The sequence below is a fragment of the Macrococcus lamae genome (assembly GCF_004359545.1).
In the GTDB taxonomy this organism is placed as follows: domain Bacteria; phylum Bacillota; class Bacilli; order Staphylococcales; family Staphylococcaceae; genus Macrococcus; species Macrococcus lamae.
In genome coordinates this window covers 46,365-67,228 of the sequence record NZ_SCWB01000001.1, presented here as the reverse complement: position 1 = coordinate 67,228, position 20,864 = coordinate 46,365, and the positions used below count along the sequence as shown (strand labels likewise).

25 protein-coding genes and 1 tRNA gene are annotated in these 20,864 nt (G+C 40.8%); all 26 read right to left on the bottom strand.

Going from position 1 to position 20,864, the window contains the following annotated elements:
• Nucleotides 1-41: 41 nt before the first annotated feature.
• Entirely contained in the window at nt 42-674 is a 633-nt protein-coding gene (locus tag ERX29_RS00355; protein ID WP_133442692.1) for a helix-hairpin-helix domain-containing protein, read from the bottom strand.
• Between the two features lie 79 nt (nt 675-753).
• A complete protein-coding gene (locus ERX29_RS00350; protein ID WP_133442691.1) occupies nt 754-1,467 on the bottom strand; it encodes a class I SAM-dependent DNA methyltransferase in 714 nt (237 codons plus the stop codon).
• On the bottom strand, nt 1,467-1,817 hold the full coding sequence (rsfS, locus tag ERX29_RS00345) for a ribosome silencing factor (protein ID WP_133442690.1): 351 nt from the start codon (nt 1,815-1,817) through the stop codon (nt 1,467-1,469). The genes ERX29_RS00350 and rsfS overlap by 1 nt, the downstream gene beginning before the upstream one ends.
• Nucleotides 1,818-1,833: 16 nt before the next feature.
• Nucleotides 1,834-2,400, bottom strand: a complete 567-nt coding sequence (yqeK, locus tag ERX29_RS00340; protein ID WP_133442689.1) for a bis(5'-nucleosyl)-tetraphosphatase (symmetrical) YqeK — start codon at nt 2,398-2,400, stop codon at nt 1,834-1,836.
• The gene (gene nadD, locus ERX29_RS00335; RefSeq protein WP_133442688.1) at nt 2,378-2,947 is read right to left on the bottom strand and encodes a nicotinate-nucleotide adenylyltransferase; all 570 of its coding nucleotides are present in this window, start codon (nt 2,945-2,947) and stop codon (nt 2,378-2,380) included. The genes yqeK and nadD overlap by 23 nt, the downstream gene beginning before the upstream one ends.
• Nucleotides 2,944-3,237: a ribosome assembly RNA-binding protein YhbY gene (gene yhbY, locus ERX29_RS00330; RefSeq protein WP_133442687.1), complete on the bottom strand. Its 294-nt coding sequence runs from the start codon at nt 3,235-3,237 to the stop codon at nt 2,944-2,946. The genes nadD and yhbY overlap by 4 nt, the downstream gene beginning before the upstream one ends.
• 10 nt (nt 3,238-3,247) lie before the next feature.
• The gene (gene aroE / locus ERX29_RS00325) at nt 3,248-4,051 is read right to left on the bottom strand and encodes a shikimate dehydrogenase (RefSeq protein ID WP_133442686.1); all 804 of its coding nucleotides are present in this window, start codon (nt 4,049-4,051) and stop codon (nt 3,248-3,250) included.
• An 8-nt stretch (nt 4,052-4,059) separates the two neighbouring features.
• Complete coding sequence (gene yqeH / locus ERX29_RS00320; protein ID WP_133442685.1) at nt 4,060-5,157, bottom strand: ribosome biogenesis GTPase YqeH; 1,098 nt, start codon at nt 5,155-5,157, stop codon at nt 4,060-4,062.
• A gap of 121 nt (nt 5,158-5,278) precedes the next feature.
• A tRNA-Gly gene (locus tag ERX29_RS00315) sits at nt 5,279-5,349 on the bottom strand.
• 78 nt (nt 5,350-5,427) lie between these two features.
• Nucleotides 5,428-5,682, bottom strand: coding sequence for a hypothetical protein (locus ERX29_RS00310; RefSeq protein WP_133442684.1), 255 nt, complete (start codon nt 5,680-5,682; stop codon nt 5,428-5,430).
• A gap of 98 nt (nt 5,683-5,780) precedes the next feature.
• Nucleotides 5,781-6,611, bottom strand: coding sequence for a prohibitin family protein (locus tag ERX29_RS00305; RefSeq protein ID WP_133442683.1), 831 nt, complete (start codon nt 6,609-6,611; stop codon nt 5,781-5,783).
• Nucleotides 6,571-6,882, bottom strand: a complete 312-nt coding sequence (locus ERX29_RS00300) for a hypothetical protein (protein WP_133442682.1) — start codon at nt 6,880-6,882, stop codon at nt 6,571-6,573. Before ERX29_RS00300 ends, ERX29_RS00305 begins: the two co-directional genes overlap by 41 nt.
• A 111-nt stretch (nt 6,883-6,993) precedes the next feature.
• Nucleotides 6,994-7,518, bottom strand: a complete 525-nt coding sequence (locus ERX29_RS00295; protein WP_133442681.1) for a YqeG family HAD IIIA-type phosphatase — start codon at nt 7,516-7,518, stop codon at nt 6,994-6,996.
• A gap of 195 nt (nt 7,519-7,713) precedes the next feature.
• On the bottom strand, nt 7,714-8,421 hold the full coding sequence (mtnN, locus tag ERX29_RS00290) for a 5'-methylthioadenosine/S-adenosylhomocysteine nucleosidase (RefSeq protein WP_133442680.1): 708 nt from the start codon (nt 8,419-8,421) through the stop codon (nt 7,714-7,716).
• Between the two features lie 124 nt (nt 8,422-8,545).
• Nucleotides 8,546-9,022 carry a transcription elongation factor GreA gene (greA, locus tag ERX29_RS00285; RefSeq protein WP_133442679.1) on the bottom strand — a complete coding sequence of 159 codons (477 nt, stop codon included), beginning with the start codon at nt 9,020-9,022 and terminating at the stop codon, nt 8,546-8,548.
• A 24-nt stretch (nt 9,023-9,046) separates the two neighbouring features.
• Nucleotides 9,047-9,667 carry a uridine kinase gene (udk, locus tag ERX29_RS00280; protein ID WP_207999137.1) on the bottom strand — a complete coding sequence of 207 codons (621 nt, stop codon included), beginning with the start codon at nt 9,665-9,667 and terminating at the stop codon, nt 9,047-9,049.
• Nucleotides 9,664-10,926, bottom strand: coding sequence for a peptidase U32 family protein (locus tag ERX29_RS00275; protein ID WP_133442677.1), 1,263 nt, complete (start codon nt 10,924-10,926; stop codon nt 9,664-9,666). The genes udk and ERX29_RS00275 overlap by 4 nt, the downstream gene beginning before the upstream one ends.
• Before the next feature lie 11 nt (nt 10,927-10,937).
• Nucleotides 10,938-11,861: a peptidase U32 family protein gene (locus ERX29_RS00270; RefSeq protein ID WP_133442676.1), complete on the bottom strand. Its 924-nt coding sequence runs from the start codon at nt 11,859-11,861 to the stop codon at nt 10,938-10,940.
• A gap of 1 nt (nt 11,862) precedes the next feature.
• Nucleotides 11,863-12,492, bottom strand: coding sequence for an O-methyltransferase (locus tag ERX29_RS00265; RefSeq protein WP_133442675.1), 630 nt, complete (start codon nt 12,490-12,492; stop codon nt 11,863-11,865).
• A 177-nt stretch (nt 12,493-12,669) separates the two neighbouring features.
• Entirely contained in the window at nt 12,670-13,776 is a 1,107-nt protein-coding gene (gene mltG, locus ERX29_RS00260) for an endolytic transglycosylase MltG (protein WP_424960620.1), read from the bottom strand.
• Nucleotides 13,777-13,814: 38 nt separating this feature from the next.
• Nucleotides 13,815-14,147: a DUF1292 domain-containing protein gene (locus ERX29_RS00255; protein ID WP_133442673.1), complete on the bottom strand. Its 333-nt coding sequence runs from the start codon at nt 14,145-14,147 to the stop codon at nt 13,815-13,817.
• Nucleotides 14,148-14,159: 12 nt separating this feature from the next.
• The gene (gene ruvX / locus ERX29_RS00250) at nt 14,160-14,588 is read right to left on the bottom strand and encodes a Holliday junction resolvase RuvX (protein WP_133442672.1); all 429 of its coding nucleotides are present in this window, start codon (nt 14,586-14,588) and stop codon (nt 14,160-14,162) included.
• Complete coding sequence (locus tag ERX29_RS00245) at nt 14,575-14,844, bottom strand: IreB family regulatory phosphoprotein (RefSeq protein WP_133442671.1); 270 nt, start codon at nt 14,842-14,844, stop codon at nt 14,575-14,577. Before ERX29_RS00245 ends, ruvX begins: the two co-directional genes overlap by 14 nt.
• Before the next feature lie 61 nt (nt 14,845-14,905).
• On the bottom strand, nt 14,906-17,533 hold the full coding sequence (gene alaS / locus ERX29_RS00240) for an alanine--tRNA ligase (protein WP_133442670.1): 2,628 nt from the start codon (nt 17,531-17,533) through the stop codon (nt 14,906-14,908).
• Between the two features lie 232 nt (nt 17,534-17,765).
• Nucleotides 17,766-20,153: an SF1B family DNA helicase RecD2 gene (recD2, locus tag ERX29_RS00235; protein WP_133442669.1), complete on the bottom strand. Its 2,388-nt coding sequence runs from the start codon at nt 20,151-20,153 to the stop codon at nt 17,766-17,768.
• Nucleotides 20,154-20,157: 4 nt separating this feature from the next.
• Nucleotides 20,158-20,817, bottom strand: a complete 660-nt coding sequence (locus ERX29_RS00230) for a tetratricopeptide repeat protein (protein ID WP_133442668.1) — start codon at nt 20,815-20,817, stop codon at nt 20,158-20,160.
• Nucleotides 20,818-20,864: the final 47 nt, after the last annotated feature.

Genomic DNA, 20,864 nt, shown 5'->3' with positions numbered 1-20,864 from the left:
CCTCCTGTCATTGCTTTTATTTTAAGCAAAAACAATCAGAATTACAATTCGATAAATGGTTCAAGGGTCATATACGTCTTGTCGCCGATCCCTTTGATCTCTTTCATTTCTTCCTTTGACTTAAAGTCGCCATGCTGCTCTCTATACATAATAATATCCTGCGCTTTCTTCGGACCGATTCCAGGAATCTCCTGAAGTTCTCCTTCTGAAGCATGATTAATATTGACTGTATTCTGCTGATTGGATGAACCTACAGCTGATTGTTGATACATTTCAAATTTGTTCTCAGCCGCTTCTCCTTCAAATGGGACATAGATAACCATCTGATCCGTGAGTGTCATTGCCAGATTAACTGCTTGAATATCAGCATTTTCAAGCGGTACTGCTAATTTTATGACATCATTCACACGCTGCGTTTTCTTAGCGGGATATACGCCACTATATTTCACCGCTCCTTTAACATCTACCATTATCGGTTCATTATCCGTTTTATCATGAACGGGTTCAATCGACTTTAAAGGTTTCGCATTTGTTGCCATCATCTGATCCAGATTTTTTTCCTCATGCGGTTTACTATTGATGAAATTAAAGATCAGAAATGCGCCTATTACTATTAATATAGCAATCCCTAACTTTGACTTATGTTTTTGCAGCCAGTCGTTCATATTGATCATAAAAAAACACCTCCACCTTATTATCGGTAGAAGTGCTTCAAATGATTTTTTCTGTCACAAATAAAATTTAACGTCATGACTAATGTGTAACTACAAAGAACACACGTTCAGAATGATTGTCGATTTCGGCATCCGGTAGAAAATCAGCAAACTTTTTTATAACATTAAGGCCCGCTTCATTTAATAATCGTTCATATTCAGACACACTTAACGTCTGTTGAAAATGAGTTTCATCATAACGGTCATACTTACCCGCTTTATCTTTGACGAAAAATGACAACTCATGCCAGACACTGTTCTTTTCATCGCCAGGGAAAGTATTCCAGATATAAGTGACATCTTCTGTTTCATCGGTATATGTCTCACCATTGAACAAGTGAGCCATTTTCCACTCGGAATGCACATCAAAAATAAATGTCCCGTCTGCTGTCAGATGCTCTTTGACACGTCTAAAAACTGTCAGGACGTCTTCAGACGGAATATAGTTAAGACTATCACAGTAACATGTAATTAATTCAAACTGCATCCCTAGGTCAAGTTCAGTGATATCCTGCATAATCCAGTGAATCGCAGGATTTTTTTGAGCAGCTACTGCAAGCATATCTTCGCTTAAATCAACACCGACCCGAGTCAATGTGTCAGGAAGCAGTACAGTAAAACTGCCCGTGCCGCACCCTAGATCAAGAACAGCTGCAGCACCGTCAATATAAGGCGCTGTCACTTCTATCCACTTGTCATAAGGCTGGTCATACATCAGACTGTCATACAAAGCAGCAAAAGCTTCGTACGCCATTAGTCAACCTGTTCAAATTCGATGAACTCGGCATCCCGGTAAAGGCGCTCTAAATTGTAATAGCCGCGTTCTTCTTTATGGAAGACATGGACGACCACATCTCCGAGATCGATTAGAATCCAACGCGCTTCATTGAACCCTTCCAATCTGTTAACATCAAGCCCATTTTTATGTGCCTGGTCTTTCACTTCACGGGCAATGGCTTGAACTTGTCTATCCGAGTTGGCATGACAGATCAAATAATAATCAGTAATTCCACTGATGTCCTTGACATTAATCGCTAAAATTTCTTCCGCACGTTTATCATCACATGCTTTAACTGCTAATTCCAATAATTTTTTTGAATCCATTCACTCAATCCTTTTCTTATTTTTCTAGGTTATAATAGTTTAAACATTCAATGGTTCTGGGATAGATACATTTATCATTTTTCAGCAGGTACATCACTGTTCTCTTAGAAATTTCATAAATGGCTCTATCCAGTTTCTTTTCATCAAAAATCATCGTTCTAATGTCATCGACACCCGGTTGCTTGCGCCCTGGTTCAATATAATCCGCAACAAAGATGATTTTCTCTGTCAACGTCATTTGTTTACTGCCCGTTGTATGGTTGAAAATTGCCTGCAGCACTTCTTCGTCCTCTATTCCATGTTCATGCTTCATAACTGCTGCTGCCACCGGTCCATGAAGAATTTCAGAGTTATACGCGAGCAGCTCACTGTCAAGCTCGTACTTTGTCACCTGCTGATACATCAAGGCAAGGTCATCATATTTAGAATAGTCATGCAGTATGCCTGCAAGCTCTACCTTGTCAGCCTCCCCGCTAAATAACTCAGCCATCTTAACAGCTGTTTCGGCGACACGTATTGAGTGTTCAAATCTTTTTTTCGGAAGTTTCTCCTCCACCAGCTTAATTGCTCTTTTCTTTTTCATATATATGTTCCTTTCGGATAAAAGTTGAAATGTTTTCATGAAGCCAGAATTTCACTGATTCTCCACTTTTCAACCTTCTTCTGATTTCAGTGGAGCTGATATCGATCCTCGGAATTTGAAAAGATACATCGGGTTCTGATACTACATTAAATTCAGTCTCACGATTAACAATAATGAAGTAGCAGAGTTTTTTCAGTTCATCAATACGATGCCACCGGTCCAGCTGCTCAAATTGATCTGTTCCGATGATGACAGCGATGTCGGCATCATCCTGACATAATTCAAGGACGGTATCGTAAGTATAACTTTCTCCTGAACGGTTAACTTCTATAGTCGACACTTCACCGAAACCAAGTTCAGTGACTGCAAGCTTCAGCATCTCAACTCTTTGACTGTCACTTGCTAACGTCCTATGCTGTTTTAACGGACTTTGTCGAGCAGGTATAAAAATGAATCGCTCCGGCTGAAATGAGTGATAGACTTCATTGGCAACAATCATATGTCCGATATGGACAGGGTCAAAAGAGCCGCCATAAAGAATGATCATCTTGGTAATTCTATTTTCTTATGTTTCTTTGATGGTTTATACAAAATAATCGTAGAACCGATGATCTGTACTAATTCTCCGTACACCCGTCGCGCGACTTCTTCACCGAGAATAGCTTTTTCATCCATATTGTTCTGAAGCACACTCACTTTGATCAGTTCGCGCTTTTCTAAAGCATCGTTAAGCTGTTCAATTAAATTTTCATTAAGACCGCCTTTACCTACTTGAAAAATCGGATCGATATGATGTGCCTTCGCTCTTAAATAACGCTTTTGTTTTCCTGTTAACATAGTAACCTCCTTATAATGCTGTTATGACACGTGTTCGCATGACGTGTCTATCAGCCTTAAGACCAGTCCATATTTCGAAGCTCTGTGCTCCTTGATTAACGAACATATCAAGACCGTTCATTGTTTCAAGATGATGGCGCCGAGCGTCAGCGAGAAATGGTGTAACACTCGGAGTGTAGATGATATCAGCTACAAGAGCAGATTGTTTAGCAAGTGCTAAGTCGCAGATGACTTCAGCATCAAATCCTGTCATGCCAAGTGGCGTCGTGTTGATGATTAAGTCCATGTGACTTACTTGCTTATTCACCTCAGTCAAATCAATATTATTCACTTTAAATGACCAGTCGTCAAAACGATGACGTGATCGGTTTGCTACAGTTACTGCTGCACCTGCCTTTTGCAATGCATAAGCGACGCCGCGGCTTGCGCCACCCGCTCCTAAAATCAGTACGTTCAGTCCTGTTAAATCAGTCAGGTTGAAATTCTGAGTCAAACTTTCGACAAAACCACTGCCATCAGTATTATAACCTGTCCACCTGCCATCAGATATTTTAACGGTGTTCACCGCACCGATCATCTCAGCCATCTCATCGATGTCATCTAGAAAAGGAATGATAGCTGACTTATAAGGAATAGTGACATTGAACCCATCAAGCTGTTTATCAGAAACAATATCTTTAATGTGATGAAAATGTGCAGACGCGATATCCAGTGCAATATACGTATGATTATGATTTCCGACATCAAAATTAGCTTGATGCATGACGGGTGATAATGAATGTCTAATCGGATGTCCGATCACAGCGAAGTTCATTATATCACCTACAATATGCTTGGTCTTAAATAGACATCAACCTGTGCAGGGGCATATACTTCCACAACCGCTCCAGCATCCACTGTGATAAATCCAAGACCTGAAATAATGATATCCTGCTTCTTGTCCTTGACTGACAGAGTATGCTGTCTGAGTGCATCAAAGTTAAACGCTTTACTGCCAGGAGGTGTCAGTAGTTCCCCGATCTGACGATGCCACAGATCTTCGGCATTAGCTGATTTCGTACGGTGAATATTCAGACGGTTGGAGACGAAGCAGTTTAAGCTGCGTCGACCACCTGAAACATAATCGATGCGCACGAGTCCACCTAGAAACAGAGTCTGACCTTCATTCAGCTGATAATTTCTTGGCTTGATTTCCTCTTTCGGCATAATGACTTTCAGCTCTTCATCCGTGACAAAATGCGTCATTTGATGTGCCTGAATAATGCCTGGTGTATCAAACATAAACGTCCCGTCACCTAGCGGTATATCAATCAGATCAAGTGTCGTACCAGGAAAATGTGAAGTAGTGATTACATCTTTTTCACCGATGCTGCGCTCAATCAGTTTATTGATCAAAGTCGACTTCCCGACATTTGTCGTGCCGACAATATACACATCTTTTCCTTCCCGCTCACGTTCTATTGTTTCAAGAAGATCATCAATCCCCTGATTTTTGACAGCAGAAATCAATACAACGTCGTCAGGCTTCATCCCAAGTTCTTTAGCCAGATGCTTGATCCACAGTTCCACACGGTTTTTGTTGATAAGCTTTGGCAGCAGATCGATCTTGTTTGCTGCAAGAATCACCTTCTTATTGCCGACGATACGTTTCAGACCGTTGATCCATGATCCTTGAAAGTCAAATACATCAATCACATTGACTATGATGCCGTCACGGTCTCCTAACGTGTTCAGCATCGTCAGGAAATCATCACTCGTCATATTGACATCCTGAATTTCATTGTAATGTTTTAATCTGAAACATCGTTTACAGATTACATCTTCCTTATTCAGGCTTGATTGCGGCACATATCCCGCTTTAGTCGCATCATCACTCTGGAGCACTGCACCACAGCCGATACATCTCATTTCATTCGACAAACATATTCCTCCTATTAAACGAACTTCCCTATATTCCTATACTATCTTACCACATAAGCAATGGAATGAAAAAAGAACTATCCAATGCAAAAAGTCCCGGAAAATTCCCAGGACTTCAAAAAGCGGGTGATCGGAATCGAACCGACGACATCAGCTTGGAAGGCTGAGGTTATACCATTTAACTACACCCGCATCATCATTTTTGTTTAGTTTAATTGATTCTACAGAAAAAATAAAGAGAAAAGCTCCAGTTACCTAGAGCTTATCATATTACCATCTGTTCTCAAGTTTTTCAAGCATCGACTGTCCTTGCTGAGTCAACTTCAGATCTTCCATCGAAGTGATGTTATATTTACCCTTCTGCTGATATGAAGCCTTGTCCCCATCTACTAAGTCATTATCAAACAAGTAGTCAATTTCGTCGTTAATACCTTCAGACTGGACATCGACTTTTTCAGGATTAAATTTGCCTTCTTTAGAAATACTGTCTAAATAGTTATATAATACATCTTCGTTCAAGTTCATTATTAACCTTCCTCTCTTGTTTCATGTAAGTTATATGAAACATATACCCGAAAAAGATTTTTTATACCACCAACTATTGATTTTTAAAAATTAAATCATTATTTATTGACGTCGACGATAATACCTTCGCCGCCGACAGTAATCGGTTGTTTACCATCCCACTTATCAATCATCTGTTTACGAATAATACGGTCAGACAAAGATTTCTCCAGAATGTCATTGGCTGCAGCTTGTCCTTCTGCTTCTATCTTTTTCTTTTTCGCGTTTTCTTCAGCGATTGCCCGGTCGGTTTTAGCCCGTTCCAGCTCCTGGTTGGCTTTTACACGTTCATCAATGGCATCTTGCGTTGCTTTATCAGCTTTTGGACTTGAAATCGCAATATCTTCCACAATGAATCCCTGCTTCGTTAAGTTATCCTGCAGCATTTCGAGTGTATTCTTCTTGATTTCACCTGTTTTCACACCAAACGTCTCAATGACTGAGAATTTAGCAACAGACTGACGAAGCCCGTCCTGTACTCGTGTTCTTAAGAAACCATTTTCCAGTCCTTCAATGTCAGCATTACCAAACTTATTGAAGATGCCGACGACTTTAGTCGGATCCACATGATAGTTCACACTAATATCCATATTTAAATTCTTACCATCTGATGTTGCGACATTTAAATCATTGTATTCCTTAGTCTGTGTTCTGATCGGATAGTGTACAGCTTTATCAAGAGGAGAGATAATATGCCAGCCGGCAGGTTTTGTTTCATCTTTAACCCCGCTCACTGAATAAATGACAGCCTGATATCCTTGAGGTACTTTTTCGATACACATAAATAATATAATAGCTGCTATTAATAAGAGTGCCCCAACTATTGTTGTAAGCAGTAAAGATTTACGGTTAACTTCTTTCTTCGGTCTCGATGGAATGGATGAGTTCATTGATTTCTTCAAGCTCCTTTTCTAATTGATTAATTTCAGATAGCTGCTGAAAGTGCTGACTACGTATATCATTCGCGCGTTCGAGCTGTGCTTTCTTATGGACTAGTCGTTCTTTCTCAAGGATGAGTTCATTCTGCTGCTGTACACGACGACGCTTTATTTCACCTGCTTCAGTTCGGAAGGAAAAATAATCGTAAAGCTTTGACAGCATCAAGTAAAGAACGACAGAAAAAATAATGAGCAGTAATATTCCCAGTAAAAAGTAGCGCACGAACATACTCCTTTCATTCACTTCTTATACTAAGTATAACATTTATTGTAAATACAGCTTGTCAATTTACCTTAAATTTTCCTTAAAAAATAAGACATGCACAGTGCATGTCTACTCTTCCCAGTTGATATATCCTTTTCTTTTGAAGTAAGCAAGAAAACGTCTCTCCATCATCCGGTTGACTTTTGTCTTCCATTCATCATTCGACTTAACCGGCACCACCATAATCGAGTAGAAACCGTTTGAATTAGCTGCAAGGACATCTGTCATCATCTGATCTCCGATCACTACTGTTTCTTCAGGTCGAACGTCCATTGCTCTGCATGCTTTCTTAAATGCGGCACCCATCGGTTTTCTCGCGTTAAAGATGTAATCGACTTTAAGCGGTGTTGCAAAACCCGAGACACGCGCCTCATTGTTATTTGAAACAATCGTCACTTTAATACCTTCATCACTCATACTGTTGAACCAGCCGATCACTTCTACTGTCGCAAGTTCAACATCCCAGCCTACTAGTGTGTTATCAAGGTCAGTTATAATCGCTTTGACACCGCGTCCTTTTAATTCTTCCGGCGTAATTTCAAATATATTCTTTGCGTACTTACTTGGGAGTAAGTATTTTTTAAAAATTCCCATAGTTTCACCTCTCATTATACTTATTATTTTCTACCCATAAATTTTGTCAGTCATACATATAAAACCCCAATTCCAATGGAACCGGGGTTAAAGGCTATTCGATGACTTCTCTTTCTCCACGTTCTACTTCAGTTTCAGAGTATATGAAGAATCCAATGGTAGCAGTGACGATAACAGATAATGCCATAATATAAATCATAATATGCCTCCTTTACCAGCAATGGTCTCTATTAATGATTTTACAATTTTACTAGACTCGACGCAAGCTACTTTGAGGAACTCATCGAAGGTCATCCCGGCTTCACTGTTTGCCAGGTCAGATACTGCCCGAGTGATAATGAAGGGGATATTGTACTGATGACACACTTGCGCCACAGCAGCTGCTTCCATTTCGACTGCCAGCACATCCGGAAAATCAGCAATGATCTGCTCTTTCTTACTGAGCGTCCCAATAAAGCTGTCACCTGAAACGATCAGTCCCATATGTGCTGTGAGTTGATTGCGAGAAACAGCTTGTTCAGTCAGCTGTATCAGCGTTTCATCCGCCGGATAAGCAAGCGGCATACCGGGAACCTGACCACGCGAGTAGCCGAATTCCGTGGTGTCCACATCATGATGAATCACTTCGCTGCTGATCACTATATCACCGACCGCAAGCCCACTGCCGAGACCACCGGCAGATCCTGTATTAATAATTGCTTCCGGGTGATAATATTCAATCAGCAATGTCGTACAGATCGCTGCATTGACTTTCCCGATGCCGCTCTGCATCAATACAACGTCCTGTCCGTAGAGTTTTCCTGTATAGACTTCTACATGAGCATGCTGAACAGTCTCCATGTTCTGCATATCATTTTTCAGAATTGCTACTTCTTCCTGCATCGCTCCGATTATACCTAGCATAACTGCCTCCTTATTAAAAAAGTGCTGTCATCCATTATTCAGCACATATTGAAACACCTTGATCGTGAGAAACCTGACCATCGTTCAGTCAGTCCAAAGCGTCCAAGGTGTTAGAAGAATTTTATTAGCTTATTTCAATAATTTTAACGCGCATTTCGTTTCCATTTGGTAATGGCACGTTGATTTCATCATTCACTTGTTTCCCTAACAATGATTTAGCGATTGGTGATTCGTTCGAAATTTTACCTTCAAATGGATCAGCTTCTGCTGAACCGACAATCATATATGTTTCTTCGTCGCCATCAGGAATTTCAACAAACTTGACTGTGCGGCCGAGCTGTACTTCTGATTTTGACCCGTTATCTGAAATGATATTTGCATGACGCAGCATCATTTCAATTTTAGTGATTTCCTGTTCTACGAAACCTTGCTCATCTTTTGCAGCATCGTACTCAGAGTTTTCTGACAAGTCTCCGAAGCTACGTGCCACTTTAATTTTTTCTACAACTTCAGGTCGTTTAACAGTCTTTAAGTACTCTAATTCTTCCTCAAGTTTGTTATAGCCTTCCTGAGTCATAGGATATTCTTTTTGGATTTCCATCGTTCTTCCTCTTTTCTTGTCCTTTTAATTTCTTACTAAAGATTGTATTTTAGTCGTCATTATATCAATGGCGACGGTATTGCTGCCGCCCTCTGGAATGATAATATCTGCATATCTCTTTGTAGGTTCAATAAACTGATTATGCATCGGCCTAACGACTGTCAAATACTGATCAACAACTGATTCCATTGTACGGTCACGCTCTTCAATATCTCTGACAAGTCGTCTCAGTATACGAAGGTCAGCATCCGTATCAACATATATTTTAACATCCATTAAATCGCGTAATTTTTCATTCTCGAGTGCGAAAATTCCCTCTACTATAATAACATCTTTTGGTTCAAATGTAATCGTTTTCTCGCTTCTCGTATGAATCGTATAATCATACGTCGGTACATTGACTATTTTTCCATCTCTTAAATCAATTAAGTTCTGGATAAGTAAGTCATTATCGAATGCAAATGGATGGTCGTAATTGGTTTTCAGCCGCTCATTAAAACTTAAGTGAGACTGATCCTTATAATAGTAGTCCTGCTCAATAAGAGCAACGCTAAACCCTTCCAGATTTTTCATGATCTGAGACGTCACAGATGTCTTACCAGACCCTGAGCCACCTGCGATACCAATGATGGTTGTTTTCATCAGCTGATTTCCTTCCGCATCATATTATTTTTATAGACAGGATGCGCTACTTTAAACTGCACAATCTGCAGCGGATGACGTGCTGCATCAAGCGCGTTGCCCTCTTCGTCGTATATTTGTTCAATCACTTGTTTGAAGTTGCTGATTTCAGGTCCGAAGAATTCAATTTCCATACCCGGCTTGAAGTTATTGCGCTGCTGAATAGTCGCCATCTGTGTTGTTTCATCATAGTCTAACACTAAACCACAGAAATCAAAAGGTGTTTTCTTTGATTGCTGATGACCGAACATCTGCTCTTCAAAACCTGGTACTCCTTCAAAGAATGCTGATGCTGTATCACGGTTAGCACATTTATCAAGTTCAATCAGCCAGTTAGGATCGATGACAAAATTATCAGGATCCGCGCAGTAGGCATCGATCACTTTACGGTAAACTGAAACCACTGTAGCAATGTAATGTATTGATTTCATGCGGCCTTCAATTTTCAGTGAATCTACACCGATATCAATCATTTTAGGAATAGATTCAATCAATTTTAAATCTTTCGGACTCATTGCGAATGGAGTGACATTATCTCCTTCAAAAACGACATCAAGATCATCATTTTCTACAGTTAATAAATCATAATCCCAGCGGCAGCTCTGACAGCAGCCGCCGCGGTTTGAATCGCGGGCAGTCATATGATTACTTAACGTACATCGTCCCGAGTATGCAATACACATTGCACCGTGAACAAACGCTTCTATTTCAATATCCACTTTTTCTTTCATCAGTTTAATCTCATCTGCACCAGTTTCACGGGCAAGAACGACGCGTTCCAGTCCTTCGTTCTTCCAGTACTCAACGGCTTTCCAGTTAGAGAGTGACTGCTGAGTGCTCAAGTGAATCTCAAGTTTCGGTGCGACGCGTTTACATGTTTCAATGATCAGCGGGTCTGCAACGATTATGCCGGTCGCGTCAGCTGCTTCAAGGTCACGCAAGTAATCTTCCAGACCAGGAATATTTTCATCATGAGCAAAGATATTAGTTGTGACATAAACTTTTGCACCATATTTTGCCGCAAAGGCCGCACCTTCTTTTATCTCTTCCATCGTAAAGTTATCAGCGTTAGAGCGCAGACCATATTCCTGACCGCCAAGAAATACTGCATCAGCACCGTAGTGCACAGCTATTTTTAATTTTTCCAGATTACCAGCCGGAGCAAGCAGCTCAGGCTTCTTCAAGATTTGTCTCGGTTTTAATAATTCCATTTCTGTTTTCATATTTATCATCCTTAATAAACAGTTTGTTTGTACAGGAACCCTTGATCCAGCGGACGATATTCAGGTTGAATATCTTCAATGACTTCCAGCAGACCGTATTTCTCATCATCATAAAGGTCCGAATTTTCGTCGTATAAGTCAATGGCTTTTCTGTACTGTCTCGTCACTTCAGTGATATATTCTTCTGAATGAAGAACACCGTCTATTTTGAAGCTGTCGATTCCCGCTTCAAACAATTCTTCTAGTTCCTCAATGACACAGATATCATTTGGACTCATAATATGAGTCCCATTATAATCTTCATAAATAGGATATTTGTTATTACGTTCTTCATCATATAACAACATATTTTTAGAATCTTGACGATTTTCAATCTTCATCGCCTTCTCCTGGTAGAGGAAGTAATTACCGAGCAGCTGACGCTTTGACTGAAACATGCAAGTCATTCCGTGAACTTGAACTTCAATTTCAACATTTGAACGTTCTTTAATTTCAACGACTTCTTCCATACTCAGTTCACGGGCAAGAACAGCACGCGACGCACCACGTTCGCCCCAGTAGTTACACTGAAAATGATTGGTCACGACGGTCTCCTGATTCCAGTGCAGCGGAATAGGATTAAGCTGTTCTTTGACATACATTACGACTGCTGGATCACCGAAAATGATACGATCCACTTTAATGTCATGCAGCCATTTAATATAGGCTTCAACTGCCGGGAGATGTTCATTATGAAATAGTCCATTCACAGCAACATATGCTTTTTTACCGACCTCATGAATCATATTGACTGCAGCAAGCAGCTCTGTTTCTTTGAATTCGCCGGCCAGTCTTAAACCAAATTTTTCTTCGCCCATAACAAATGCATCTGCACCTGCTTCAATCAGTTCTTCCAAATGTGTCAGTGACTTAGGTGTGACTAGTAATTCTGTCATATTAAAACTCCTTAATAGAGATGCTCATGCCATCTCCAAGATCTATAAAATTTGTTGTATAGCCCGGCTGTTCGCTCAACCAGTCATTGTACTTCTCAATTTTTCTGACCATCTGCTTAACATTTCGGTTTCTGACTACCTCGATGTTTCCTACAAAGTCATGGTAAAGAATATTATCAGTAATGATAAGTCCGCCTTTTTTGACAAGCGGACTATATAGTTCAAAAAAATTCTTTGACTGTGCCTTCGCTGCATCGATAAACAATATATCATACTGTCTGTCATTAACGTCATAAAACGCTTCTTTTGCATCACTGAATACCAGTCGAATCCGATCAGAACAGTTGAACGCTGTAACGTTCTTCACAGCTTGCTCATACATTTCTTTGTTTCTCTCAATCGTTGTAACAGTAACCGATTCGTGGACTGATGCAAAGTGCAATGAACTATATCCAATAGCGGTGCCAATTTCTAATATTGATTCTGTTTGATGTATACGGATCAACTGCTTAACCATCTCGATTGCTACTTTATCCATTATGGGAACTTGGTGCTGCTCCGCATAGTCACGAAGCGCATCGACATGATTTTCCTTGTTTAACTGTGTGATATAAGTTCTGTTGTTCAACACTACCAATCCTTTAACGGAAAAACTACCAACCTAAAGGCTGGTAGAATTCAAATTCATTCAAAGTATTGTATCATATTTTCCAGTAAAAATTAAGCATTAATTTAAAAAGTGGATAAAGCGATGTAAAAATATTAGAAATCCCGGAGCATTCATCGTGAATACTGCCGGGATTACTCATTAATTATCGATATGTTCTGCTTTTAGCTTATTATGTTCTTCCAATGTTTTAGAGAAGTAGTTCTTACCGGATGAATCAGCGAGGAAGTACAGATAATCCGTCTGAGCAGGATTCAGAACACTTTCCATGGATGCCTTGCCGCTTGTGGCAATCGGCCCTGGTGGAAGTCCTGTATTCTGATACGTATTATAAGGTGAATCCACTTTCAAGTCATCTTCGTAAGTTACTTCTTTATGACGACCTAGAGCATATAACACTGTCGGATCTGTCTGAAGCGGCATCGGTGGATTTTCTTCCATTCTGTTGATAAAGACTGAGGCAATCTTTGCACGATCAGTCAGCCCGGTCGCTTCTCTTTCAACAAGTGAACTGAACGTCAGGAACTCATGAAACGATAGACGCTTATTTGTTCCAGCCTCATTAATCACGATTCCCCCATATTTATCCCATAAAGGAAAAGCATTATCCTGAGTGGCCGTCAGCATTTTATCGACAATTTCTTCGATTGTTGGATTTTTTTCGGTAAATTCATAAGTTGCCGGGTACAAGTACCCTTCCAGCGGTCGTTTAATATTCTCTTTAAAGACATCATCTGAAATCAACTTTGGATGTTTCTTCTGCATTTTTTTAACAAAATCCGGGTCATTGACCTGCTTTTCAAAATCAGCAGCTTTAATAGATGTATTTTTTTCGACAATAGCTGCAATCTGATCAATTGTAATACCTTCAGGAACATTCATTTTGAACGCGACGGGCACATACACTTTACCTTCCTGCAGACTTTTAGAAATCTGTTTGAACGTCATCGATGGTGACAATTCATAGCTCCCTGCCTGAAAATTGGAGATATTGTTGAATTTCAAATAATACTTGAACATATCACTGCTTTTGATGATATGATTTTTTTCCAGCTTATCACCGATCATCGTCGCTGTTTCGCCTGGTAAAACGTCAATTTTTGTCGTTTCTTTATTGGCTGGATCTAGAGGTTTCTGACTTGCTGAAAGATAGAAGAATCCTGCAATACCTGCTGCAATAAGACCAAGAAGCACGAGTCCGATGATGACTGCTGTAATAGTTCTCGACGCTGACTTCGCATCTTTTATTTCTTTATTTCGATTCGTCATACAGTCACCTTAAATTCCTAGAAATTTTCCTCATCAATTTCAGTATTCACGATTTCTTCGATCATATCCCATTCTTCGTCTGTTTCTACAGGAAGGAATTTACCGCCGTCACCTGTTTCATTCGGCACGTTGATCATAGGAATCAATTCAATTTCATCGTCATCAGACGTTCCTTCTTCTGCAAGAATCACATAGTTTTTATCAAACTCAGGATTGTAGAACTCTAAAACTTTGCGGTACAGTACTTCGTTGTTGTCCTCATCGTATAATGTCAGTAATTCCTCTTCATTGTTGATGTCTAATGTACCATTTAGTTCTTCGTTTTCATGGTTGTGGTTATGTTCAGTCATTGTTATTCTCCTTTACGATTTAGAATTTAAATATCCTTGTAAAATAAAAACTGCTGCCATCTTGTCAATGACTGCCTTGCGTTTTTTGCGTGACACATCTGCTTCCAGCAAAGAGCGTTCAGCAGCCACTGTTGAAAGACGCTCATCCCACATGACAATCTCAAGATGTGGGCATGCTTCTTTCAACAGCTCACTGAAATGAATAGAGGCTTCACCTCTAGGTCCTACAGTGTTGTTCATATTTTTTGGAAGACCGATCACAGCAACATTGACGTCATGTTCTTCAATAATTTTGATCAATCGGTCAATGCCAAGATAACCTTCCTGTTCATTGATTCGGAGTGTTTCCAGTCCTTGGGCGGTCCAGCCCATCGCATCGCTCAGCGCGATACCGATTGTCTTTGTACCGACATCGAGACCGATCGCTTTATTCATGAGTATCCTTTTCAGATAGAATATAGCTCGAGACTAACTGTTCCATTATATCATCGCGGTCGAGTCTTCTGATCTGATTACGTGCTTCATTGTGTCTCGGAATATAAGCAGGATCTCCGGATAACAGATAACCTACAATCTGATTGATAGGACTATATCCTCTTTCTTCAAGCGTATTGTATACGTTGAGAAGGACTGTACGGACTTCTTCTTTCGGTAGTTCATCAAAGTTAAACTTCATTGTTTTATCGAAATTTTCCACTGTTAACACCCCTTGTACTGACATTGATTCACTTTGTATCATACTATATTATAGCTGTAATTTATAGTGAAGATACATGGTCTTTAACAAATTGTAATGCATCTGTTATTTTTGAAGAATCATTGGCACCACCTTGCGCAGTATCCGGACGTCCTCCGCCTTTGCCATCAGTCACTGCTGCAACACCCTTAATCAAGTCTCCCGCTTTAATACGGTCAGTCAATGATTTTGCCACAGTCGCCATATAGCTCAGCTTATCGTTCTTGGCAGCCAGGAAGATCACTGTGTCGGGCAGTTTAGATTTATAGTCATCCATCAATGCACGCAATGCTTTAGTATCATCTGCTTCTACTTCCATCGCAAGGAGACTGATACCGTTGATGGTTTCAACCCATTCTTTAATGTCTCCGACTTTTAAGGTTGATAATTCTTTCGTCAGTTCTCCGACTTGTTTATGCAGTTCTCTTTCAGATTGAACCAGCTCAGTAACTTTTGCTTCAAACTGTCCAAGATCACGTGTTTTTAATGTGGTCATTGCTGAATTCACTGCTGTTTCATATTCAGTAAGGAAGTCAAACGCTGCTTTACCAGTTACTGCTTCAATACGACGTACTCCTGCACCCGTCCCTGATTCAGAGACAATCTTAAATAAACCGATTTCGGCCGTATTTCTGACATGAATACCACCGCATAGTTCAATGGAGAACTCACTCATTTCAACGACGCGTACGACATCCCCGTATTTTTCGCCGAACAGTGCCATTGCACCTTTTGCCTTTGCTTCATTGATTGGCATTTCTTCGATGACTACCTTAATATTCGCCCAGATTTTCTCATTGACGATGGCTTCTACTTTGTCCAGTTCTTCACGAGTCACTGGTCCGAAATGTGAGAAATCAAATCGCAGACGTTCAGGCGTCACGAGTGAGCCTGCCTGATTGACATGTGTACCAACCACTTGTTTCAGTGCAGCATGCATTAAGTGAGTTGCACTATGATTTTTGATAATATCATTTCTGAAATCACTGTTTACCGCCGCTTCAACCGTTGAACCGACATGAACACGACCAAACTTAATCTTCCCTGTATGAAGGTTCTGACCGTTCGGCGCTTTTGTTACTTCCGTTACTTCAATCTCAAAATCTGCATGACTGACAGTCCCTCTATCAGCAATCTGACCACCGCTCACTGCATAGAACGGTGTCTCACGAAGAATAAACTGAATGGTGTCTTCGCCTTCGACTTCATCGACCTCATTTCCGTCAAGAATAATGTTTTCAATTTCAGTCGTCTGAGTTAAAGTGTTATAACCGATGAAGCGGCTCGGCGTCGTTATATTTGCGAGCGTTTCATTCTGCACCTGCATACTCTGCGTCTTCTGACGGGATTCTCTTGCTCGTGTACGCTGTTCTTCCATTGCTGTCTCGAAACCTGCGCGGTCAATTTGCAACCCGTTTTCTTCTGCCAGTTCTTCAGTCAATTCTACAGGAAAACCGAATGTATCATATAGTTTGAAAACATCAGCGCCATTCAATTCTCTGGAACTGCTCATCGCCTCATCTTTCAGACGATTGAAATGCACAAGTCCTTCCTCCAACGTTTCATGGAATCTGTCTTCTTCTGATTTAATGACGCGTTTGATAAAGTCTTTCTGTGCTTCGACATTCGGATAGTACGGCTTCATGATCTCCGCGACAATATCGACAAGTTCGTACATGAAAGGTTTATTGATGTCCAGTTTCTGTGCAAACCGTACGGCACGACGGAGCAGACGACGGAGCACATATCCGCGACCTTCATTAGATGGTAATGCACCGTCGCCAACCGCGAATGCCACTGTACGGATATGATCTGCAATCACTTTAAATGCCACATCGTCTTCTATTGACGTCCCGTATGACTTTCCTGAAATTTGTTCTGTCTGTCTGATGATCGGCAGGAATAAATCTGTATCAAAGTTCGTACGGACATTCTGAGACACGCTCGCCATACGTTCGAGCCCCATTCCCGTATCAATGTTCTGCTTAGGAAGCGGTGAATACGTATGATCCGGATTATGATTGAACTCTGAGAACACTAAATTCCATACTTCCAGATAACGTTCATTCTCACCGCCCGGATACATTTCTTCAGCAGGATCATCCTGACCAAAATCCTTTCCGCGGTCATAGAAGATTTCTGTATTCGGACCAGACGGACCTTCGCCGATATCCCAGAAGTTACCTTCGATGCGAGTGATGCGGTCATCGGTCAGACCAATTTCATTTACCCATAAGTCATAAGCTTCTGTATCTTCCGGATGAATCGTTACAAATAATTTATCCGGGTCGATGGCCATCCATTTTTCGCTCGTCAGAAATTCCCAGGCATACTGTACAGCTTCTTTCTTGAAGTAATCACCGATTGAGAAATTACCGAGCATCTCAAAAAAAGTATGGTGGCGCGCAGTAAATCCTACGTTTTCAATATCGTTTGTTCGGATGGATTTTTGTGCATTGACGATTCTAGGATTGCTAGGTATTACACGTCCATCAAAATATTTTTTCAATGTTGCAACACCGGAATTGATCCACAGTAAAGTATTGTCGTCTATTGGTACTAATGGTGCAGAAGGTTCAATCATATGGCCTTTTTCAACAAAGAAATCAAGATACATCTGTCTGATTTCAGCAGCAGTTAATTTTTTCATTCATTTTCTCTCCCTTAAAATAAAATAAACGTCCGCCCCAGAAAGGGACGAACGTGTTCGCGGTACCACCCTAGTTATGACCGAAGTCATCACTCAAAGAATTATTAATTTACACTGTAAATGCAGCATTCAACTGTTCGCTGCGCACCTTTCACCAGCCGGTGCGTCTCTTAGGACAACGAATCAATTTACTCATCATTCACTGAATAATTAAATTATATGAACTATCCTGCTATTCGTCAACTGTTTGATAATCAAAAGGTGAAATACCTTCCATATTGATCAACGGCGAAATTAAGTGCATGTTGCTTTCTGTCAGTTCACCGACTGGGATATCAGCTGATTGTTCGTTTTCTTCAGCAGTATTATCGGAATTAAAATATTCTTTTAATGTACTGCCGAACGAAGTCATACGTTCTAATCCAGTTCTACTAATACCTTCGTCAAACGCTTGACGCTCCCCGCATATGATCAGTGACTGCTTAGCACGTGTCAGTCCTGTATATAATATATTTTTTTGCAGCATACGGTAGTACGCCCGCACGACTGGCATAATGACAATTGGAAATTCCGACCCTTGCGACTTATGTATTGAACAGCAATACGCATGAGTCAGTTCAGTTAAGTCCTGCTTCGTATAGGTGACTTCATTTCCTTCGTAATCAACGATGACGATATCTTTATTCAGTGCGTTCTCAGCCGCCATAAATATGCCGACGACTTCACCGATATCACCGTTAAACACATTGTCTTCAGGACGATTGACCAGCTGAAGCACTTTATCATTTTTGCGGTATATGACATCTCCAAACTGCAGTTCACGCTTGTCTTCTGTTTTCGGATTTAAGATTTCCTGAAGTTCCTGATTTAAATATTTGATTCCAGCTTTTCCTTTATAGATCGGTGCAAGCACTTGAATATCTCTCTTATCGTAGCCTTTGTCGACAGCTCTTGAGACGACTTGATTGACCACCGCCGGAATCTGGTCGGTAGAACATGGTATGAAAGAACGGTCGTTATATCGTGCAGCAATATCAAACGGTTGATTGCGCTTGATCTGATGGGCAAGTTCAATAATAGACGAGCCTTCCTGCTGCCGGTATACTTCTTCCAGTTCAACTTGCGGCATAATTCCCGCATCAATCATATCTCTGAACACCTGCCCTGGCCCGACAGACGGCAGCTGGTCCTGGTCACCGACGAAAATCAGCTGACAATCGTTCGGTACCGCACGCATCAACTGAAACATCAGCCATGTATCCACCATCGACATCTCGTCGATAATGACAAGTTTCGCAGTAATTTCATTTTCAAGAATATCATCGGGTTTACTTTCTCTTGTCCAGCCGATCAACCGATGAATCGTTGTTGCTTCAAGACCTGTTGATTCAGACAGTCTTTTTGAGGCACGACCAGTCGGGGCAGCGACCGCTATCGGAAAATCTGACTGTTCGTAATCCTTGTAGTCAAGACTTAAACCGTGCAGCTCAGCGTATAGATTGACAATTCCCCTGATGACCGTTGTCTTACCGGTCCCGGGCCCCCCCGATAAGATCATCATCTTATGGTTCATTGCAATCTGCAGCGCTTCCCGCTGTTTTGCCGCGTAGCTGACTTCGAACTCATCTTCAAGTTCCCCGATCATGAGAAGAACTTCAGACTGTTCAAACTGCTTAATGTTTTCCTGATGATTCATTAACCGATGCAGTGTCTGCACAGTCTTCATTTCTGAGTAGAAAAGACTAGGCAGATAAACACGTCCTTCTTCTTCTACCAATGTTTTTTCTTCTGCCAGTTCCAGCAGTTTATTGACGAGTAATCCAGAATCAATAGTTTCACCTGACTTTGTCAGCAGTTGATAGGCCGTTTCAAGCAGCATATTTTTAGGTATGTAAGTATGACCGTTCTGCAGGCAGGCCTGTTCCATTGAATAGACAAGCGCTGCTTTCAAGCGTTCCGGATGACTTCCTTCAATACCGAGACGATGCGCTAATTCATCGGCCTTATTAAAACCTATCCCCTGAATATCCATAACGAGTCTGTAAGGTGAATCCTTGATGACTTGTAAAGTATCGTCCTTATAGTACTGATAGATTTTCATAGCAAGCTGCGGACCAAAACCCCAGTCGTTCAGTTTGATCATCGTCTTCTCAATGGCTTGATTCTCACTGATTGTCTGATAGATCATATCTTTTTTATCTGTCGACAGTTTTGGCACTTTATCAAGCGATGCACGGTCGTCCATGATGATATTGAGTGCATTCTCACCCAGAACTTCAACAATCTGGCGGGCAATTTTCTTGCCGATGCCTTTGAAGAGATCACTTGATAAATAGTGGATGACCCCATCTTTAGTCTGTGGTATTTCTTTTTCAAATTTCTCTGCAGTCAGTTGTTTTCCATATTTAGGGTGCGTCACAGTCCTGCCAGTAAATAAATATGTATCCCCTTCAGCAATCTGCGGGAAATAACCTGTCACCGTGACTTCTTCTTCAAAGTCTTCATTTGAGTCAATCACTTCTGCCTTCAAAACTGTATAAAAATTATCAGCGTTTTGAAACAGAATACGAGTGATAGTTCCTTTGACAAACGGTTGATCAAATAAAGACATATTTTCCACGCGGTTACTCCTCCTTCAATTGTTCAAACATAGAGATAGCATGTCCTGCCAGCAGATGATCCGGCTGTATTGCCGTCACTTTCCTAAAGGTTGCTATCGCTTTGTCTGCGTCATCATCAAGCATATATTGTGCAAGTGCCAGATTGTATAATGCATCAGTATGCTCCGGCTGTTTATTCAATATATCATTAAGCACGTCTACCGCTTCTTTGTACATCGATAGCTGACAAAGCAGTAAACCATATTGAAATGCTGATTCACTATCGTCCGGTTTCAGTTCATAGCTGCGCATCATATACGGCAGAGCGGATTGAAAATCACTTGAATTGATAAAACTCATTCCGAGCATATAGTGAATATCAGCATCTTCCATATTGGCGACCAGTGCTTTCTGATAAAGTGTAATAGCTTCACTAAAGCGTTCCTGGTTGAAATAAATATTTGCAAGACCATAATAAGCACCACCGTGCTCAGCATCCAGAGTCAGTGCCTTCTGGAAAAAACGCTCTGCTTCTTCTGTTTTGCCGGCATCTGCCAGAATCGTCCCTGTATTGATATAGTGATTCGGTTCATGCGGATTTTCTTCTATCGCCTTAAAAAGCATGACAAGTGCCTGCTCATATTTTTTCTGTTGAATGAATTCGATTAATCGCTGTTCGTCCATGTCTACCTCCAATATTAATCATTATATCAAACTATAAAAAGAAGACA